The organism is Bacteroides sp. GM023 (genome assembly GCF_014750685.1).
Lineage (GTDB): Bacteria > Bacteroidota > Bacteroidia > Bacteroidales > Bacteroidaceae > Bacteroides.
On the sequence record NZ_JAAXGE010000022.1, the window covers coordinates 24,616 to 43,377 of the forward strand.

At 41.7% G+C, this 18,762-nt stretch carries 17 protein-coding genes; 5 read left to right on the forward strand and 12 right to left on the reverse strand.

Features of this window, described 5'->3' with window-relative positions:
* The first annotated feature begins 167 nt into the window (after positions 1-167).
* A complete protein-coding gene (clpB, locus tag HC965_RS25530) occupies positions 168-2,756 on the forward strand; it encodes an ATP-dependent chaperone ClpB (RefSeq protein WP_191034104.1) in 2,589 nt (862 codons plus the stop codon).
* Between the two features lie 63 nt (positions 2,757-2,819).
* On the opposite strand, the gene HC965_RS25535 is transcribed toward clpB, so the two are convergent.
* The 6 genes from HC965_RS25535 to nusB all read right to left on the reverse strand — a co-directional run bounded on the left by HC965_RS25535 (position 2,820) and on the right by nusB (position 6,695).
* Entirely contained in the window at positions 2,820-3,062 is a 243-nt protein-coding gene (locus HC965_RS25535) for a hypothetical protein (RefSeq protein ID WP_191034105.1), read from the reverse strand.
* A gap of 255 nt (positions 3,063-3,317) precedes the next feature.
* Positions 3,318-3,746 (reverse strand): DUF5606 domain-containing protein, encoded by a 429-nt coding sequence (locus HC965_RS25540; RefSeq protein ID WP_191034106.1) that lies wholly within the window; start codon positions 3,744-3,746, stop codon positions 3,318-3,320.
* 24 nt (positions 3,747-3,770) lie between these two features.
* Positions 3,771-4,385 (reverse strand): dephospho-CoA kinase, encoded by a 615-nt coding sequence (coaE, locus tag HC965_RS25545; RefSeq protein ID WP_191034107.1) that lies wholly within the window; start codon positions 4,383-4,385, stop codon positions 3,771-3,773.
* On the reverse strand, positions 4,375-5,388 hold the full coding sequence (locus HC965_RS25550) for a CdaR family protein (protein ID WP_191034108.1): 1,014 nt from the start codon (positions 5,386-5,388) through the stop codon (positions 4,375-4,377). Before HC965_RS25550 ends, coaE begins: the two co-directional genes overlap by 11 nt.
* Before the next feature lie 20 nt (positions 5,389-5,408).
* Entirely contained in the window at positions 5,409-5,729 is a 321-nt protein-coding gene (yajC, locus tag HC965_RS25555; protein WP_191034109.1) for a preprotein translocase subunit YajC, read from the reverse strand.
* A gap of 39 nt (positions 5,730-5,768) precedes the next feature.
* Positions 5,769-6,695, reverse strand: coding sequence for a transcription antitermination factor NusB (gene nusB, locus HC965_RS25560; protein ID WP_167963488.1), 927 nt, complete (start codon positions 6,693-6,695; stop codon positions 5,769-5,771).
* A 168-nt stretch (positions 6,696-6,863) separates the two neighbouring features.
* Here nusB and HC965_RS25565 point away from each other — a divergent pair, with 168 nt between their 5' ends.
* The 4 genes from HC965_RS25565 (at position 6,864) to HC965_RS25580 (ending at position 9,239) form a co-directional block, all read left to right on the forward strand.
* Positions 6,864-7,265, forward strand: coding sequence for a PUR family DNA/RNA-binding protein (locus HC965_RS25565; RefSeq protein WP_191034110.1), 402 nt, complete (start codon positions 6,864-6,866; stop codon positions 7,263-7,265).
* 137 nt (positions 7,266-7,402) lie between these two features.
* A complete protein-coding gene (locus HC965_RS25570) occupies positions 7,403-7,993 on the forward strand; it encodes a 50S ribosomal protein L25/general stress protein Ctc (protein ID WP_191034111.1) in 591 nt (196 codons plus the stop codon).
* A 138-nt stretch (positions 7,994-8,131) separates the two neighbouring features.
* A complete protein-coding gene (gene pth, locus HC965_RS25575) occupies positions 8,132-8,698 on the forward strand; it encodes an aminoacyl-tRNA hydrolase (protein ID WP_191034156.1) in 567 nt (188 codons plus the stop codon).
* A 124-nt stretch (positions 8,699-8,822) separates the two neighbouring features.
* Positions 8,823-9,239 (forward strand): RNA-binding S4 domain-containing protein, encoded by a 417-nt coding sequence (locus tag HC965_RS25580; RefSeq protein ID WP_191034112.1) that lies wholly within the window; start codon positions 8,823-8,825, stop codon positions 9,237-9,239.
* 156 nt (positions 9,240-9,395) lie between these two features.
* On the opposite strand, the gene HC965_RS25585 is transcribed toward HC965_RS25580, so the two are convergent.
* From HC965_RS25585 to HC965_RS25610, 6 genes are all read right to left on the reverse strand, one after another.
* Positions 9,396-9,821, reverse strand: a complete 426-nt coding sequence (locus HC965_RS25585) for an HIT family protein (RefSeq protein WP_022137359.1) — start codon at positions 9,819-9,821, stop codon at positions 9,396-9,398.
* A 52-nt stretch (positions 9,822-9,873) separates the two neighbouring features.
* Entirely contained in the window at positions 9,874-12,147 is a 2,274-nt protein-coding gene (locus tag HC965_RS25590; RefSeq protein WP_191034113.1) for a cation:proton antiporter, read from the reverse strand.
* Between the two features lie 152 nt (positions 12,148-12,299).
* Entirely contained in the window at positions 12,300-13,385 is a 1,086-nt protein-coding gene (gene gcvT / locus HC965_RS25595; RefSeq protein ID WP_191034114.1) for a glycine cleavage system aminomethyltransferase GcvT, read from the reverse strand.
* A gap of 76 nt (positions 13,386-13,461) precedes the next feature.
* Positions 13,462-14,685, reverse strand: coding sequence for a peptidase T (gene pepT, locus HC965_RS25600; protein WP_191034115.1), 1,224 nt, complete (start codon positions 14,683-14,685; stop codon positions 13,462-13,464).
* 119 nt (positions 14,686-14,804) lie between these two features.
* Positions 14,805-16,214: an amidophosphoribosyltransferase gene (locus tag HC965_RS25605; protein ID WP_191034116.1), complete on the reverse strand. Its 1,410-nt coding sequence runs from the start codon at positions 16,212-16,214 to the stop codon at positions 14,805-14,807.
* Between the two features lie 163 nt (positions 16,215-16,377).
* Positions 16,378-18,537, reverse strand: a complete 2,160-nt coding sequence (locus HC965_RS25610; RefSeq protein WP_191034117.1) for a glycoside hydrolase family 97 protein — start codon at positions 18,535-18,537, stop codon at positions 16,378-16,380.
* Positions 18,538-18,762 lie beyond the last annotated feature (225 nt).

Here is an 18,762-nt window from a genome sequence, read left to right on the forward strand (position 1 = left end):
AAATAACGGTATATTGCAAATTCGTCAGTTCGTACTGAAGAAAAAGGTCATTTTGTCTTTTAACTCCCTATAAGTCATGCTATTTTGTCATATTTTTCTACTTGGCAAATCTTTTGAGCCCTTTTAGGTGTTATTAAAAACGTGAAATAAGAAAGGAGAACAACTATATGAACTTTAACAATTTTACTATCAAATCCCAAGAAGCGGTTCAGGAAGCCGTGAACCTGGTAAAAAGCCGGGAGCAGCAGGCTATTGAGCCTGCCCACATCATGCAGGGAGTGATGAAAGTAGGTGAGAATGTCACCAACTTTATCTTCCAAAAGCTTGGCATGAACGGGCAGCAAGTAGCTCTTGTTGTCGATAAACAGATTGATTCACTGCCGAAAGTATCCGGTGGAGAGCCATATTTGAGCCGTGAATCGAATGAAGTATTGCAGAAAGCAACACAGTATTCCAAAGAAATGGGGGATGAATTCGTTTCATTGGAACATATTATACTGGCATTGTTGACTGTAAAAAGTACCGTGTCCACCATCTTGAAGGATGCTGGTATGACGGAAAAAGAACTGCGCAATGCTATCAGCGAATTGAGAAAAGGAGAAAAGGTTACGTCGCAATCTAGCGAGGATACCTACCAATCACTGGAAAAGTATGCTACCAACCTGAACGAGGCTGCCCGTAGTGGCAAACTGGATCCAGTGATTGGTCGTGACGAAGAAATCCGTCGGGTGCTTCAAATATTGAGTCGCCGTACTAAAAATAATCCGATTCTGATTGGTGAGCCGGGTACGGGTAAGACTGCCATCGTAGAAGGTTTGGCGCATCGTATCCTTCGTGGGGACGTACCTGAAAACCTAAAGAATAAACAAGTTTATTCATTGGATATGGGTGCACTTGTCGCAGGCGCAAAGTATAAAGGTGAATTTGAGGAACGACTGAAATCGGTTGTTAATGAAGTGAAGAAATCAGAAGGTGATATTATTCTGTTTATTGATGAAATTCACACTTTGGTAGGGGCTGGAAAAGGTGAAGGTGCCATGGATGCAGCCAACATTCTGAAACCTGCCTTGGCCCGTGGAGAGTTACGTTCTATCGGTGCGACGACTCTCGACGAGTATCAAAAGTATTTCGAGAAGGATAAAGCGCTGGAACGTCGTTTCCAAATCGTACAGGTGGATGAGCCAGATAATTTAAGCACTATCTCTATCCTTCGTGGATTGAAAGAACGCTACGAGAATCACCACCATGTACGTATCAAAGATGATGCGATTATTGCTGCCGTGGAATTGAGTAGCCGTTATATTACCGATCGTTTCCTACCGGATAAAGCCATCGACCTGATGGACGAAGCTGCCGCCAAATTGCGTATGGAAGTAGACTCCGTTCCGGAAGAACTGGATGAAATTTTCCGTAAAATCAAGCAATTGGAAATTGAGCGCGAAGCCATCAAACGTGAGAATGACAAGCCTAAACTGGAAATCATCGGCAAGGAGCTTGCCGAGCTTAAAGAACAGGAAAAGTCCTTCAAGGCTAAGTGGCAGAGCGAAAAGACGTTGATGGATAAGATTCAGCAGAATAAGGTAGATATAGAAAATCTGAAATTTGAGGCTGAAAAGGCTGAACGTGAAGGTGACTACGGAAAGGTAGCTGAAATCCGTTATGGCAAACTTCAGGCTTTGGATAAAGAGATAGAAGAAACGCAACAGAAACTTCGTGGAATGCAAGGCGATAAAGCCATGATTAAAGAGGAAGTAGATGCTGAAGATATTGCGGATGTCGTATCTCGTTGGACGGGTATTCCTGTCAGCAAAATGTTGCAAAGTGAGAAAGATAAGTTATTGCATTTGGAAGAAGAACTTCACCAACGGGTGATCGGTCAGGATGAAGCAATTGAAGCGGTTGCAGATGCTGTGCGTCGTAGTCGTGCCGGATTGCAAGATCCAAAACGCCCGATAGGTTCATTTATCTTCCTCGGAACAACCGGTGTGGGTAAGACCGAGCTGGCAAAGGCTTTGGCTGAATTCCTGTTTGATGACGAAACAATGATGACTCGTATCGATATGAGTGAATACCAGGAGAAACACAGTGTTTCTCGCTTGGTCGGAGCACCTCCGGGATATGTAGGATACGATGAAGGCGGTCAGTTGACGGAAGCTATCCGACGGAAACCTTACTCAGTTGTACTGTTTGATGAGATAGAGAAAGCTCACCCGGATGTCTTCAATATCCTGTTACAGGTATTGGATGACGGACGATTGACAGATAATAAAGGAAGGGTGGTTAACTTCAAGAATACAATCATCATTATGACTTCGAATATGGGTAGTTCTTATATACAAAGTCAGATGGAAAAACTGAATGGCGCTAATAAGGAAGAAGTAATCGAAGAAACGAAAAAGGAAGTGATGAATATGCTGAAAAAGACCATTCGTCCCGAATTCCTGAATCGTATTGATGAAACGATCATGTTCTTGCCGTTAACGGAAAAAGAAATCAAGCAAATTGTACTTTTGCAGATTAAGGGTGTACAGAAAATGCTTGCTGAAAACGGAGTAGAACTACAAATGACGGAAGCCGCTTTGGACTTCTTATCCCAGGTAGGATATGATCCCGAATTCGGAGCACGTCCGGTCAAGAGAGCTATTCAACGTTACTTGTTGAATGACTTGTCCAAGAAGCTACTTTCCCAAGAAGTGGATCGAAGCAAAGCGATCATCGTTGACGCAAGCGGCGACGGACTGGTATTCAGAAATTAAGGAACACCATGCATAAATAAAAAGTCGGCAGGTATACAAAGAAACCTACCGACTTTTTTATATTCATGCATATATAACTCTTCTAACTTCAGGCTGACAGTTCGGATGACTCATCACTAAAACATAAGTACCATGCTTTGGTACTGTTATGGTAAGTGAAGGAATGGCAAACTGGTGCTTCCCCTTTAGCTCACCTTGAGAATCATATAAGAATACCATTGTACCCGCCAGCAAACCAGTCAGGCATAATGTTCCTGCTTCTTTGTCCAAATGGACATTCACTCCTTTATTTGTTATCGTCTCCATCCCCTTATACAATTCTATTTTTCTCAACTATTAATTTATCCACACCCAAAATTTCGGGATATTATGAATCGTGGCAAAGATACATAAAAAAGCATCATTATTTACAATATAAGTAGAAGATATTTATTTAAAGAAAAGATAACCCAATATATACTAATTTTTTCTTTAACAAACAAGCGTCTATATAAAAGAAAAACATGACAATCATATAAATGATTATCATGTTCCTTAGTCTTGTAAAATAAGCTATACCGATTATTCCGCAGCCGCCTCTTCTTCTTTAGCTTCTTCTGATTTGAATTCTGTAATTCCATTAGAAACCAGGAGGTTATACCAGGTAACCAGTTTCTTAATGTCTGCTACATACACACGTTCGCGATCGAAGTTCGGCAGTACTTCAGCCAAATACTCACGCAATTGTTCGGGAGTAGCTTTCTTTGGATCGATAGAAGCTGCAGCTGATTGTTCTTTTTCCTTGATTGCTTCCAGCACATCGTACAAAGGAACTTCTGCATCATCCGTGTACATTGCTATATCTGCCAGTGAGATAATTTTTTCATTACCATAAGCGGGGAAACGTTTCTTTTCAGCATTGATCGATTCAACAATCAACATATTTTTTCCTTGCGAAATAAGTTTGTACAATCCCGGTTTACCGGAGATAGACAAGATAGTCTTCAACATAGTATATATCTTTTTGTTTATTAATTATTTTTTTGCGGGGCAAAGGTAATGATTATTTTTAGATAGCAAAGAAATAAGCTCCAAAACCTGCGGAATTAACGGTGTTTCATCATCATTCACAATCACATAATCAGCATGATTTCTCTTAGCCTCATCGCTCATTTGCGACTCGATGCGTTTCATCACCAATTCTCTTGATGAACAGTCGCGCTTTACAGCACGCTCTACCCTTACTTCCAACGGCGCATAGACCATAATCAGGAAATCGACTTCATCCCTAAAACCGGCTTCAATGAGAATGGCGGACTCCATGCCTACTAATGGTTCACTCCCTCGCCGGATTGCCCACTGACGAAAATCCTCTTTCACCTGAGGGTGAATGATGCTGTTCACTTCTTTCACATGATCGGGATGTCCGAACATATAGGAAGCAAGCAAAGGACGGTTCAATTCTCCACCTTGAAAAACGTCCCTACCCACCAAGCCACAAAGTCCCTGACGAATCACTTCATCCGTATGTGTAATACGTTTCGCTTCTATATCCGATATATAAACAGGGATTCCCATTATTTCCAGCAGTCTGGAAACCACACTCTTTCCGCTGCCTATACCACCAGTTATACCAATCTTAATCGCCATCTGAAGTTACTTGTTCTATCAAAAAATCAACTTGTTCGGGAATAATGCGGATTTGATTGATTCCATTCGGGAATGATTTCAGTTTAACCGTATATTTATCCGAACCTAGTTTCAGCAATTCTTCATAAGAAACATTAATCACAAAATCGCTTGCTTTTATACTACGGAATCGCTTCAGTCCTACCTGAAAAGTAATCTGAACCTTTGAAGGAAAAGCACGCAATACTTTATCCGCCGGAAAATTGATTCCATACAGGGGTACTTCCACTGTTTTCTCTGTATAAATATCCACCGGGAATGTCACCTCAACTGAGCCCGGAACAAACTTCACTCCTCTTTCCGAAGCCAAAGAAATCCGTTGACGGGTAGTATCCGATATATTCTCCAGGTTTATCTTTTGAGTATAAGCAATGGTTATCGTATCCAAAATCCCTTCCGGGGCATAGACCAATACTGAGTCGGGACTGCAAATCGTATCCGATACATAATATTGAAGTCCGGCTGTCACTTTTCCTTGAAGGCGAACAGGCACTAACTTGGATTTCCCTTCAGAATAGATATAATCTAATGTATCGGGTTTAATGGAAAGAATCTTGGAAGAAACATTCAACTGACTCAATATCTTTTTCTCAAAATCGGATGCGTAAATCTTCACATGATTATTTTTTCCTTTATAATCGGGAAAACTCAGGTTCACCGGAAAGAAACTCTTTCCCAGCATATAATTAAGGAGAACAGTACCTTTATCTTTCACTCTGACGCGAAGTTCGGAAGGAGGCTCCGAAGTCAGTACTACGTTATTGGGAAGGTCTTTAATCCGCACCGGGATAGAGAATTCCGCTTCATAATCACTGTTCAATGTCTGAAGCAGCCAAAATCCACCGGCTATCAGGAAGAAAAATAAAAAAATTAAGAATTCTCTACTCTTATCACTGAGCAGAAAATCCTTAATTCTCTTAGATAGTTTTAAATACGTATATCTTATTTTCCTACGATCAAACATAGGCACTTCTTTACAAACTATTACTTAGATTGTTGATTGCTAGCCGCTGAAGCATCAGCGAAAATAGAATTCTTATCTATCTTAATCTTCACGTTAGAAGCAATCTCAAGTACGATATAGTCGTCGGTAATTTCCTTGATTATACCGTGGATACCACCAGCAGTAATCACATTCTGATTTACCTGCAGAGATTTACGGAAATTAGCTATTTCTTTTTGCTTCTTATTTTGAGGACGGATCATAAAGAAATACATGATAACAAACATTGCTATCAGCATGATCCACATCATACTTCCACCGCCAGCAGCAGGAGCTTGCAATAATACAGTCAATACGTTCATAAATAATCAGTTTTAGTTTCTATTATATATACAAAGGTATTAGTTTTTAGTCAACTTACCTTCTTTTTTCAATTGATTAACTATTCCATCTAATGTTCCGTTGATAAAGCTACCGCTCTTAGCTGTGCTGTATAACTTCGCAATTTCTACATATTCATTTAACGAAACACTGACCGGAATGTTCGGGAAACTTAAAATTTCTGCCAATGCCGTTTGCATAATGATAACATCCATAAATGCAATACGATCCAACTCCCAGTTTTTTGTATTCTCACTTACTAAGTGACGGTAGTAGTCTGAATTCAAAATAGTACGACGGAACAGACGACGCGCAAATTCCTGATCTTCATCATCCTTGAATTCAGGAAGCAGTTCCTGGTTCGCACCTTTTTTCTCATCAAAGCGCTTGATTGTTTTCAATACGAATGTATCTACTATTTCTTTATCATCATTCCAGTACAAGCTCTGGTCTTCCAGTACCTGATCGAGAGAATCGTTATTAAAGATATATGTCTTATAGATCTTTCTCCATAATTCACGATCCGCTTCATACGATTTGTCATCAGAAGCCATATACTCTTTATAGATGTCGGTTTCTACAATTTTCTCGTAGAGTTCTTTCACGAAATCCTGGTCGTTCACCCAAGTTCTCTTCTGATTGGCGATAAATTCCACCAATTGCTTATTGACCTCCAATTGGGCAATAAACTTATTGTCCACAAACTTAGTGTTGGGATATAACTCTTCTTTCGTAGGTGCCAATTTGGCTTTTGCCGCATCAATTCGCTTTTGTGCATACTCTGTCAATGCTATCATCAGCATTAGCAAATAGTTGTAAAGGTCATACGCCTTTGAAAGACTAAAGAATAACTCTTTCTCCGCTGAGTCTAGATTTTTGCTGCCATTCTGATAATAGGCATATACTATCTGTATAATCTTAAGACGAATAAGAACTCTGTTGATCATAATTCAATTTAATACTGTTGTTATCGAACTGCAAAAGTAGATATTTTTAATGAGTTTCCACAAATAAATCACATTTTTTAATGCAGTATTTGATTCTCTGCGCTTTTTCTTTTGACAGTTTAAAAAAAATATCCAATTTTGAAGCCGATTATAAACAGATCGTAAGATATGGAAGATTTAAAAAAGAAAATGAGCGCAGACATGAATGACAAAGAGATTGTATTCTCCAAGTCTATCAAAGCAGGTAAACGCATCTACTATCTCGACGTAAAAAAGAATCGTAAAGATGAGATGTTCCTGGCTATTACAGAGAGTAAGAAAGTGATAACGGGAGAAGGTGATGATTCTCAAGTTAGTTTCGAGAAACACAAAATCTTCTTATATCGGGAAGACTTTCAGAAGTTCATGGCAGGACTGACAGAAGCTATTGACTTCATTGACTGCAATGACATGAACGACTATATCAGTCGCCTGACCCAGAAAGCAGATGAAGAAGATGAACTAAAAGCTGCCGAAGAAGCACAAGAGGACAAATTGGAAAGCGAAATTAAGATTGATATCGACTTTTAAGAAAGTAAATCTTTGATAATTCAAAAAAAAGACGTACTTTTGCACCGCTTTTTTGCAACATCGTGTGATAATCCACATCGTGTGATGGTGAATTAAGCAAAATAACTTAATTTAGAGTAACACAATTTTTAAAAGAAATGAAATCAATTGAAGTAAAAGGAACTGCAAGAGCAATTGCAGAACGCTCTTCAGAACAAGCAAGAGCTTTGAAAGAAATCCGTAAGAACGGTGGTGTACCTTGTGTACTATATGGTGGTAATGAAGTAGTTCACTTCACAGTGCCTACTGAAGGTCTTCGTAATCTTGTTTACACTCCGCACATCTACATCGTAGACCTGGACATCGATGGCAAAAAAGTAAACGCTATCCTGAAAGACATTCAGTTCCACCCTGTAAAAGATACCATCCTGCACGTTGACTTCTATCAAATCGATGAAGCTAAACCTATCGTAATGGAAGTTCCTGTACAGTTGGAAGGTCTTGCAGAAGGTGTTAAAGCCGGTGGTAAGTTGGCATTGCAGATGCGTAAGATCAAAGTGAAAGCTTTGTACAACGTTATCCCTGAAAAACTGACTGTAAACGTTGCTCATCTTGGATTGGGTAAGACTGTTAAGGTTGGCGAATTGAGCTTTGAAGGTCTTGAACTGATCAGTGCTAAAGAAGCCGTTGTATGCGTTGTTAAGTTGACTCGTGCAGCAAGAGGTGCAGCAGCAACCGCTGGCAAGTAATCTGAGATTATCCCTGTAAAAAGAGATATACTACAAACGCAGATTAATGCAGATTAAAGCAGATGTTCAGTCTGCATTAATTTGTATTAATCTGCGTTTCTCTTTCCAATTAATGAACTGTTTTACCGAAAAGCAATGATAAAATATTTAATTGTCGGACTGGGAAATATTGGTCCCGAGTATCACGAAACCCGGCATAATATCGGATTCATGACGGTAGAAGCATTGGCAAAAACCAACAATGCGCCGCCTTTCATCGACGGACGCTACGGCTTCACTACCAGCTTCTCCATCAAAGGGCGACAGTTGACACTACTCAAACCGTCGACTTTTATGAACCTAAGCGGGCTGGCTGTCCGCTACTGGATGCAGAAGGAAAATATTCCATTGGAGAATGTACTGATCGTAGTGGACGATCTGGCTCTCCCTTTCGGTACGTTACGTCTGAAAGGCAAAGGAAGTGATGCCGGACATAACGGGCTGAAGAATATTGCCGCCACCCTAGATACTCAAAATTATGCCCGACTGCGTTTTGGCATCGGAAGTGATTTTCCACGTGGCGGACAGATTGATTATGTGCTCGGACATTTCACCGATGAAGACCGGAAGACGATGGATGAAAGACTGGAAATGGCGGGAGACATTATCAAGAGTTTCTGCCTGGCCGGAATCGACATCACGATGAACCAATTCAACAAGAAATGAAGATAGTGGTTAGTGATTAACGATTAGTTTGCTAATCACATACCACTAATCACCAACTATTAATCACTAACTATCAACCACCAACTATTAATCACTAATCGCTAACCTGTTAATCACTAAAAATATGGCTGAAGCAAGAATAGATAAATGGATGTGGGCTGTCCGCATCTTCAAGACACGCACAATTGCGGCAGAAGCCTGTAAAAAAGGACGTGTCACCATCAATGGCTCCCTAGTCAAGGCTGCCCGCATGGTGAAACCGGGAGATGTCATCCAAGTAAAAAAGCCGCCTATCACCTATTCCTTCAAAGTACTGCAAGCTATCGAAAAGCGTATAGGCGCAAAGCTCGTACCGGAAATGATGGAGAACGTGACTACCCCTGACCAATACGAACTATTGGAGATGAGCAAAATCAGCGGATTCATAGACCGTGCACGCGGCACCGGACGTCCTACCAAAAAAGACCGCCGGGAACTGGAAGATTTCACAGAACCGGAGTTTATGGATGATTTTGACTTTGATTTCGACTTTGAAGAATAGTAAATGGAATTTAGGGGCGTAGCGCCTTGGCAAGGTTTCCATGCGGGATGTTGGTATTTTAGGCGCGGATTACACGGATTACGCTGTTGCTTTATGCAATCATATTTCTAAAAACCGTGAAATCCGCGTAATCCGTGCCTAAATTAAAATTATTATTTATAAGTTTGCTTTTACAGCATCAATCAATTCCTGATATTCTTCATCTGTCAGGTAAACCTTTCCCGGATTCATTTGGAATACACCACCATAATCAGGCCCATCCACATATTTAGGTGCAAGATGGAAGTGCAAATGGGACAACTTGTCTGAGTAAGCACCATAATTTATCTTTTCCGGCTGGAAAGCCTTTTGCATGGCACGAGTAACGCGTGCTACGTCAGCCATAAAAGCATTACGGTCTTCATCACTCAACTCATTCAAATCATTCGCATGATCTTTGTACGCTACAAGGCAACGTCCACGATACGTTTGTTCCTTAAACAGGAATACACGTGACACACTCAACTGCGCAATCTCAATCATCAGATTATGCAGCGTCTCATTATTCTGACAATACAGACATTCTTTCGGATCGCTCTTCATGATATTATTATAATTTTAAGTTTTTATCGTCACAAAAATAAGGATTCCATTCTTATCCGGCTTGTACTTTTTCGTTTTTTTGATTGACTAATTGGTACACATCCTCTTTTTCGCCTACTAACCATACCACATCACCCTCTTTGAGCAGTGCATTTACATCGGGAACCATCAATGTCCCATCCTCACTTTCTATCCCTGCTATCATACAATGATATTTATCCCGGATACCCGATTCACGTATCGTTTTGCCCAAGAAAACAGAATCATCATCAATGATAAACTGTTTCAAGGTCATTTCACTCTTTTCATATACCTCCCAATCTATCTTCGCCCCATTCTGCATCGCTTCATTGAATACGTTCAATTGCTCATCCGTCCCTATCACCTGCATCTTATCCATCGGGAACAGGCGAACAGAACCACCCGGAATATTAATCCGTCTCTTCCCCCGAAGAATGGAAGCCACATGAACGCCAAACTTCTTTCCTAAATTCAACTCCATCAACGTCTTACCCGCCCAATTAGATTCTCCCGGAATTTCCATATCCGCCAGATGCAGGTCATGTGACAATAAACGTCCGGCATATTCCGGTTTTTTCTCTCCCAAATACTCCGCACGCACATCCCTGGAACGAAGATTCTGAAAGAAACGACGTTCAATCGAAATGGATTGCTTTTTCAAACGACGCGACCATACCATCAACAATACGGCAAGCACTGCAACACCGATAACCAATCCGATAGATGCCTTGAACAAACCGGAAATTACAAAGATGACAAAAAGTGCCGCTATCATAATACGGATAACGATTGTCGATACTAAAGGAGCACGATTCGTACGACTGTCATGCCACAAAGTCATAAATTCCACCGAATGGTTTTTCTTCACCATTATAGCCCGTAAGAAAGGAGCAATACAAAGAATGATAAACACCGCCCCCAACAGTGACGCCCAAAAATGCGGCAAATTCTCTTTAAAGAAAGGGACGACGAAACGGAAAGAAAGCGCAATAATCGATATACTGACAATAGAATAAACCACCGTAATACGCACCATTGCCAGTATCAGCTTCTTCCACAAATTCTCATGGTTGAGCGCAGTCTGTGACCCGGAAGAGTAACGCATCAGAATCTTCCTCCACGAAACGGGAAGATGAGCGTCAACGAAAGAAGAAGCTGGTTCGGCAAAGCGAATCATATAAGGAGTAAGAAAGGTGGTAATAACGGAAACTGCTACCACTATCGGATACAAAAAATCGCTCGTCACATGCAACGAGACACCCAGAGACGCTATAATAAATGCGAATTCGCCAATCTGCGTCAAACTGAATCCGCACTGCATAGCTGTCTTTAAAGGTTTTCCAGAGAGTATCACTCCGAAAGTCCCGAAGATAGACTGCCCCAAAATAACAGCGATAGTAATCACAATAATAGGCACAGCATATTCCACAATCATCGCAGGATCTACCATCATACCCACCGATACGAAAAAAATAGCTCCAAAAAGGTCTTTCACTGGTTTCACTAGCCTGTCTATGGATTCCGCCTCAATCGTTTCCGCCAGGATAGAGCCCATGATAAACGCGCCGAATGCAGCAGAGAATCCCGTATTGGCAGCCATCACCACCATACCGAAACATAATGCCAACGACACGATAAGCAGAGTCTCCTCTCCCATCAACTTACGGCAACGCTTCAGAAATTCCGGAATCAGGTAGATGCCGACTACAAACCACAAAATAAGGAAGAATAATAATTTACCAATACTCTCCAACATCTCCGTGCCTTCAAAATTGTGGCTCACCGCCATAGTAGAAAGCATCACCATCAACACAATAGCCAAAATATCCTCCAAAATCAAGATACTCAATACCAATCCGGTAAATTGCTTTTTTCTTAATCCGAGATCATCGAAAGCCTTATAAATAATGGTAGTGGAAGACATCGCAATCATACCACCCAGAAACAAACTATCCATCCTGTGCCAACCAAAACCCATGCCGACACCTATTCCCAACAAAATCATACAGAAGATAATAGTACACGCAGCAATAATAGCAGAGCCGCCCACTTTCACAATCTTCTTAAAACTAAATTCCAGTCCGAGGGCAAACAGCAAGAAGATGACACCTATATCCGCCCATGTTTTGATATTCGCAGTATCCATCACGGAAGGCGTATAAGGCATATGCGGACTTGCCAGGAAGCCGGCAACAACATACCCCAAGACCAGAGGTTGCTTCAACTTCTTAAATAATAAAGTCATAATACCCGCACATATCAATATCAGTGCGAGGTCGGCTATAAGTGTAGGTAATTGAGACATTATTTCATCGTATTTGATGACAAAATTATAATAAATCTATGGTATAAACAACAGATTAAGGGATATGTTTCAAGATAGTCGCCATAAAAACAATTAGCCCCGGACAGCGTCGAAACTTATCCGGGGCTAAACTATAAAAATGAGTTTTATTCTTATTTTCTAAAAGGTGGCTTTACTACTACTGCTTTCAATTTACGTCCACGCATATCAATGTAGATTTCCGTACCAACCTTGCTATATTCGGGCTTCACATACCCCATACCGATACCAATCTTGCGAGTAGGTGACATAGTACCCGAAGTCACTACACCAATCTTCTCACCTTCCGGATTCACCAATTCGTATCCGTGACGAGGAATCCCCCGGTCAATCATTTCAAAACCGACCAACTTACGGGTAACACCTTCCGCTTTCTGCTTTTCCAGCATAGGACGATTGATGAAATCCTTGCCGTCCACAAACTTGGTAATCCATCCCAATCCGGCTTCTATCGGAGAAGTCGTATCATCCAGGTCATTTCCATACAGACAGAATCCCATCTCCAATCGAAGCGTATCACGAGCTCCCAAACCGATAGGCTTGATACCATACTCTTCACCAGCTTCGAAAACAGCCTTCCAAATAGCTTCGGCAGCATCCGGATAGAAATACAATTCAAAACCTCCCGCACCTGTATAACCTGTATTGGAGATTATCACATTCTCTTTGCCCGCAAACTTTCCTACCTTAAACGTATAATACGGAATAGCAGACAAATCAATATCCGTCAACTTCTGCAAAGCAAGAATCGCTTTCGGACCTTGTACAGCAAGCTGTCCGATATTATCCGAAGAATTTTCCAGTTCCGCACCCTCCGTATTATGGGAAACGCACCAATTCCAGTCTTTCTCCATATTGGCAGCGTTAACTACCAACATATACTTTTCCGGTTCAAAATGATAAACCAACAAGTCATCTACGATACCACCTTCTTCATTAGGAAAACAAGTATATTGTATCTTGCCCGGAGTCAGTGCCGCCACATTATTGGAAGTCACTTTTTGAAGAAAAGCCAACGCATTCGGCCCTTTCACCCAAAATTCTCCCATATGGGACACATCGAACACACCGACATTCTGACAAACAGTGAGATGTTCGTCAATGATACCGGAGTATTCAATAGGCATATTATAACCTGCAAATTCATGCATCTTAGCACCGAGTGCTATATGTTTCTCTGTAAACGGAGTGGTTTTCATTATTTTAAAGTATTAAGTTTCAAGTATTAAGAATCAAGTATTATGTGCTATCAGAAAGTAGTCCAAGCAAGGCTTTTTACTTGGAAGCGACCAGTTCGGCAATCTTCACGATGACTTTCATCGCCTTTTCCATGTTCTGAACAGGAACAAACTCGTAGCGTCCGTGGAAATTCAGTCCACCGGCAAAAATGTTCGGACAAGGCAACCCTTTGAAAGAAAGTTGCGCGCCATCCGTACCACCACGAATCGGTTTCACATTCGGCTTCACGCCAACGGCTTCCATTGCGGCAAAAGCAGTGTCGATGATATGCATTACCGGCTCTATCTTCTCACGCATATTATAATATTGGTCGCGCAACTCAAGAGTTACCGTACCTGCGCCATATTCTTCGTTCATTTGAGCTACCAGGCGTTGCATCTCCTTCTTGCGGTCTTCAAATTTAGCACGGTCATGGTCGCGGATGATATAAGAAACAGTACTTTGTTCCACTTCACCCTGAATACCTATCAGATGATAGAAACCTTCATATCCCGTAGTATGTTCCGGTCTTTCCTGTGCAGGAAGCAAGGTTATAAACTGGTTGGCAAGGAAGATAGAATTAATCATCTTATTCTTGGCATAGCCCGGATGCACATTGCGTCCTTTAAAGATAACCTTTGCGGCAGCAGCATTGAAGTTCTCAAACTCCAGCTCTCCGACTTCACCGCCATCCATTGTATATCCCCACTCACAACCGAATTTATCTACATCGAATTTATGAGCACCCTCACCGATTTCTTCATCGGGATTGAATCCGATACGAATCTTTCCATGCTTGATTTCGGGGTGTTCTTTCAGATAAACCATTGCCGAAACGATTTCCGCAATACCCGCCTTATCGTCAGCACCGAGCAAAGTCTTTCCATTGGTCACAATCAGGTCTTCGCCCTTATGATCCAGCAATTCAGGAAATTGCGCAGGAGAAAGGATTACATTCTCTTCCGCACAAAGCACAATATCCGAACCATCGTACTTTTCAACAATGCGCGGAGTCACATCCTTGCCGCTCATATCAGGACTTGTATCCATATGGGCAATGAATCCGATAGTCGGCACTTCTTTATCTATATTGGCAGGAAGCGTAGCAAAAAGATAGCCATGTCCGTCCAAAGTAATATCTTCCAATCCCAAAGATTCCAGTTCCGCTTTCAGGTATTCTGCGAATATCATCTGTTTCGGAGTACTGGGAGTAAGCCCTGTCGATTCATCAGATTGCGTATCGAAGCTCACGTACTTTAAAAATCTGTCTACTAAAGTCATTTTATTTACGATTTAACGATTTACTACTTACTATTTGATAGTTTACAATGCCGTAAAGGTAAAAAAAGAGCCGTGAATTACAAAGCAATTCACGGCTCTTTTTTATTGTATAATCTTTTTTAAAAGTGGCTACTGCCATCAAAGCAGTGTGTACACACTTTACATTTAGGCAATCCGATAGCTTCAATCAGTGTTTCCAGCGTATTGAACTTCAAGGAAGACAGGCCGAAACGTTCAGCAATGATGCCGACCATCTTTTCATACTCGGGAGAACCGGTAGTAGCATATTTTTCCAAATTCTTATTTTCGTCACCCTCCAGTTCCTGAATAATACGGCGGGTTATCAATTCCAGCGCATTCTTAGAAGCAGAGAATCCCACAAACGGGCAAGCATAAATCAGCGGCGGACAGGCGATACGCATATGCACCTCTTTTGCTCCATAATCATATAGAATCTTCACATTGTCACGTAGCTGCGTACCGCGGACTATTGAATCGTCACAGAACAGCAGACGTTTTCCCTGAAGCATTGCACGGTTCGGAATCAACTTCATCTTGGCAACCAACGAACGCATTTCCTGATTGCTGGGGGTAAAGCTGCGAGGCCATGTCGGCGTATATTTTGAGATGGCGCGATGATAGGGAACTCCCTTTCCTTCTGCATATCCCAAAGCCATACCTACTCCCGAATCAGGGATACCACAGGCACAATCCACTTCCGATTCATCCGTCTGCCCCATCTTCAATCCGCTTGTGAAACGGACTTCTTCCACATTCTTGCCTTCATAGCAGGAAGTCGGGAAACCGTAATACACCCACAGGAAAGAACAAATCTGCATATCCTCATTCGGTTTGCGAAGCTGCTCAATGTGGTCGTCATACAGACGTACAATTTCACCCGGTCCCAAATATTTCTCAATCTCATAATCCAGATTCGGGAAACTGGATGATTCGCTTGTCGCAGCATAAGCACCGTCTTTCTTGCCGATTACAACAGGAGTACGTCCCCATTGGTCGCGGGCGGCGATGATACTTCCATCTTCCGTCAGGATAAGCATGGAACAAGAACCTTTGATATGCTTGAACACATTTTCGACACCTTCGACAAAGTTTCTACCTTGTATAATAAGCAGTGCGATAAGTTCCGTTTGATTAGTATTGCTCGAACTAAGTTCGGCGAAGTGCATATTTTGGCTGAGAAGTTCGTCTTCCAGTTGTTGGATATTGGCTATTTTTGCGACGGTAACAATGGCGAAGCGGCCGAGGTGAGAGTTGATAATGATAGGTTGTGCGTCTGTGTCACTGATAATGCCGATTCCGGCGTTTCCTTTAAACTTGTCCAGTTCTCCTTCGAACTTGGTTCGGAAATAGGTACTTTCCAAATTATGAATGGAACGGATAAACCCTTTTTCCTTACTATATGTCGCGAGTCCTCCCCGCTTTGTACCCAGATGTGAGTTATAATCTGTGCCGTAGAATAAATCAGTCACGCAACTAGTTTTCGAGACTGTTCCGAAAAAACCTCCCATGTCGTTCTCTTTATTGATGATGTTTAAAAAAAGATGCGCAAAAATACAAAAAAGAATCCGGCTGAAAAAAAAAGAGCCCCGCAAAGTTTAATATTTCTTTGCAGGGCAACAACTAATATTTATTAAAGGCGGGGAATCCGAAAACAATTTCTCTACCTGAATCTTATTTCCATTTCTTAATAATCTTCCTGTCCGCCGGGGTTGCTTCAATCAGACTCAACGCAAATCCTCCGCTCCGGGCAAGTTTCGCTGAAATACGGGTTTTATTGGTAACAATGCCTTTCTTTATTTGATAAGAAGTAGGATTCTTTTCAAAATCTGCGTCTTTGCCATCTTCATACAGCGTAGCTACATATTGTTTTCCCGGTTCAAGGAAATCGAGTGCGAACGTAGAAGTGCGGGGATTTTCGTCGGTGATGCCGCCCACAAACCAGTTATCAGTACCTTTCGCCTTACGGGCTACGGTGATATAATCTCCCGGTTCTGCTTCCAGGTATTTACTGTCGTCCCAATCGAGCGCTACGTCTTTAATAAATTGGAAAGCATCCAGGTGACGCTCATAATTCTCAGGAAAATCGGCTGCCATCTGCAACGGGCTATACATCGTAACATAAAGAGCCAGTTGTTTTGCCAGCGTAGTACGCACAAAACTATGGTCGCCTTGCAGGAAAGAGAGTTTTGTATCAAAGATACCCGGAGTATAATCCATCGGGCCGCCAATCAGACGGGTGAAAGGGAGCAGTGTCGTATGGAACGGCTTATTGCCTGCAAAGGCTTCATATTCCGTACCGCGTGCCGATTCATTGCCAATCAGATTGGGATAAGTGCGGCATAATCCGGTCGGGCGAACCGCTTCGTGCGCATTTACACAAATCTTGTAATCTGCCGCTCTCTTCACTGCATACAGATAATGATCGTTCATCCATTGTCCGTAGTGATGTTCTCCGCGAGGAATGATATTACCTACATAACCACTTTTGACAGCATCATATCCGTTATCTACCATAAATTGATAAGCAGTATCCAAATGACGTTCATAGTTGCGCGCGGAAGCAGAGGTTTCGTGGTGCATCATCAGCTTCACTCCTTTTGCCTTCGCATAGGCATTGAGCATTTTCAAATCGAAGTCGGGATAGGGAGTCACAAAGTCAAAAACATAATCTTTCGAATGACCGAACCAATCCTCCCAGCCCTCATTCCAGCCTTCCACTAATACCTGGTCGAATCCATGCAGGGACGCAAAGTCAATATAACGTTTCACATTGTCATTATTCGCAGCATGCCGTCCATTCGGCTTTGTTTTTGAATAATCCGTTTCACCGAGTTTCACAGAATAAACATCGTCTGTATATGCCCATGAGCTTTTTCCGCTAATCATTTCCCACCACACACCAATATACTTCACCGGCTTAATCCAGGAAACATCTTCGTAAGCACAAGGCTCGTTCAGATTCAACGTCAATTTGGAAGCCAGAATATCGCGGGCATCATCACTAACGATCACTGTGCGCCAGGGCGACCGGCAAGGAGCTTGCATATATCCTTTATCTCCCTGCGAATCCGGCGTCAGCCATGATTCAAAAATCAAATTCTTATCATCGAGATTCAAATGCATACAAGAGTAGTCTACCAAAGCAGCTTCGTGCAAGTTGATGTACAGACCATCGGCTGTTTTCATTTGCAGAGAAGTCTGTACGCCTGTTGGCGAGAAAGAGGTTTGAGAAGCATTTCCGGTAATCGCTCCCTGCAATAACCCACGGATTTCCGAAAGCTTGGATTCGGTATAGTCATATTCCTGCGTATCATAGTCACCGGGAATCCAAAAGGCTGTATGATCCCCTGCCATGGCAAACTGCGAATGTTCTTCCTTAATAACAAAGTAATTCAGATTCTTTTGTAGCGGGAATTCATAGCGAAAGCCCAAACCATCATTATAAAGACGAAAGCAGAGAATAATACTGCGATCCTGCGCCTTTTGATTCAAGGTAACAGCCATTTCATTATAATGATTGCGGATTGATTTCACCTCTCCCCACACCGGTTCCCAAGTTTCATCAAAAGTAGAAGTTTTGGCATCGGTCAAAGTAAATCCATTCATTAACCCCGGATCATTCTTCAGTTCCAATCCCAGTTTGGAAGGTTTAATCACATCCTTTCCTTTATAAGAAAGTTCATACACGGGCTCTCCTTGTGCGTTGACGGAGAAATTAAGCTTCAATTGCCCATCGGGAGAAGTGATACTTTCAGCTTTTGCTGATGTGCCGACTAAAAAAGTAAGCAGCAGGCAAAGCCACATTGCGGTTCTTGTTTTCATGTTCTTCATGATATAAATACGTTAGTTAATAATCGTATGGCAAAGATAGACAGGAAACATGGCGGCTGTTTTTCTTTATAATCAGAATATAGAGAAGAAGAGTATCTCACATTACATAAAACATTAATTATAAGCAAAATACAAAACAGACTAAGAAGAAAAAATATAGTGGCTTTGCCGAATAAAATAGAATGATAACATTCATATATCGCAGTTTCTTTCTATATTTGCAAG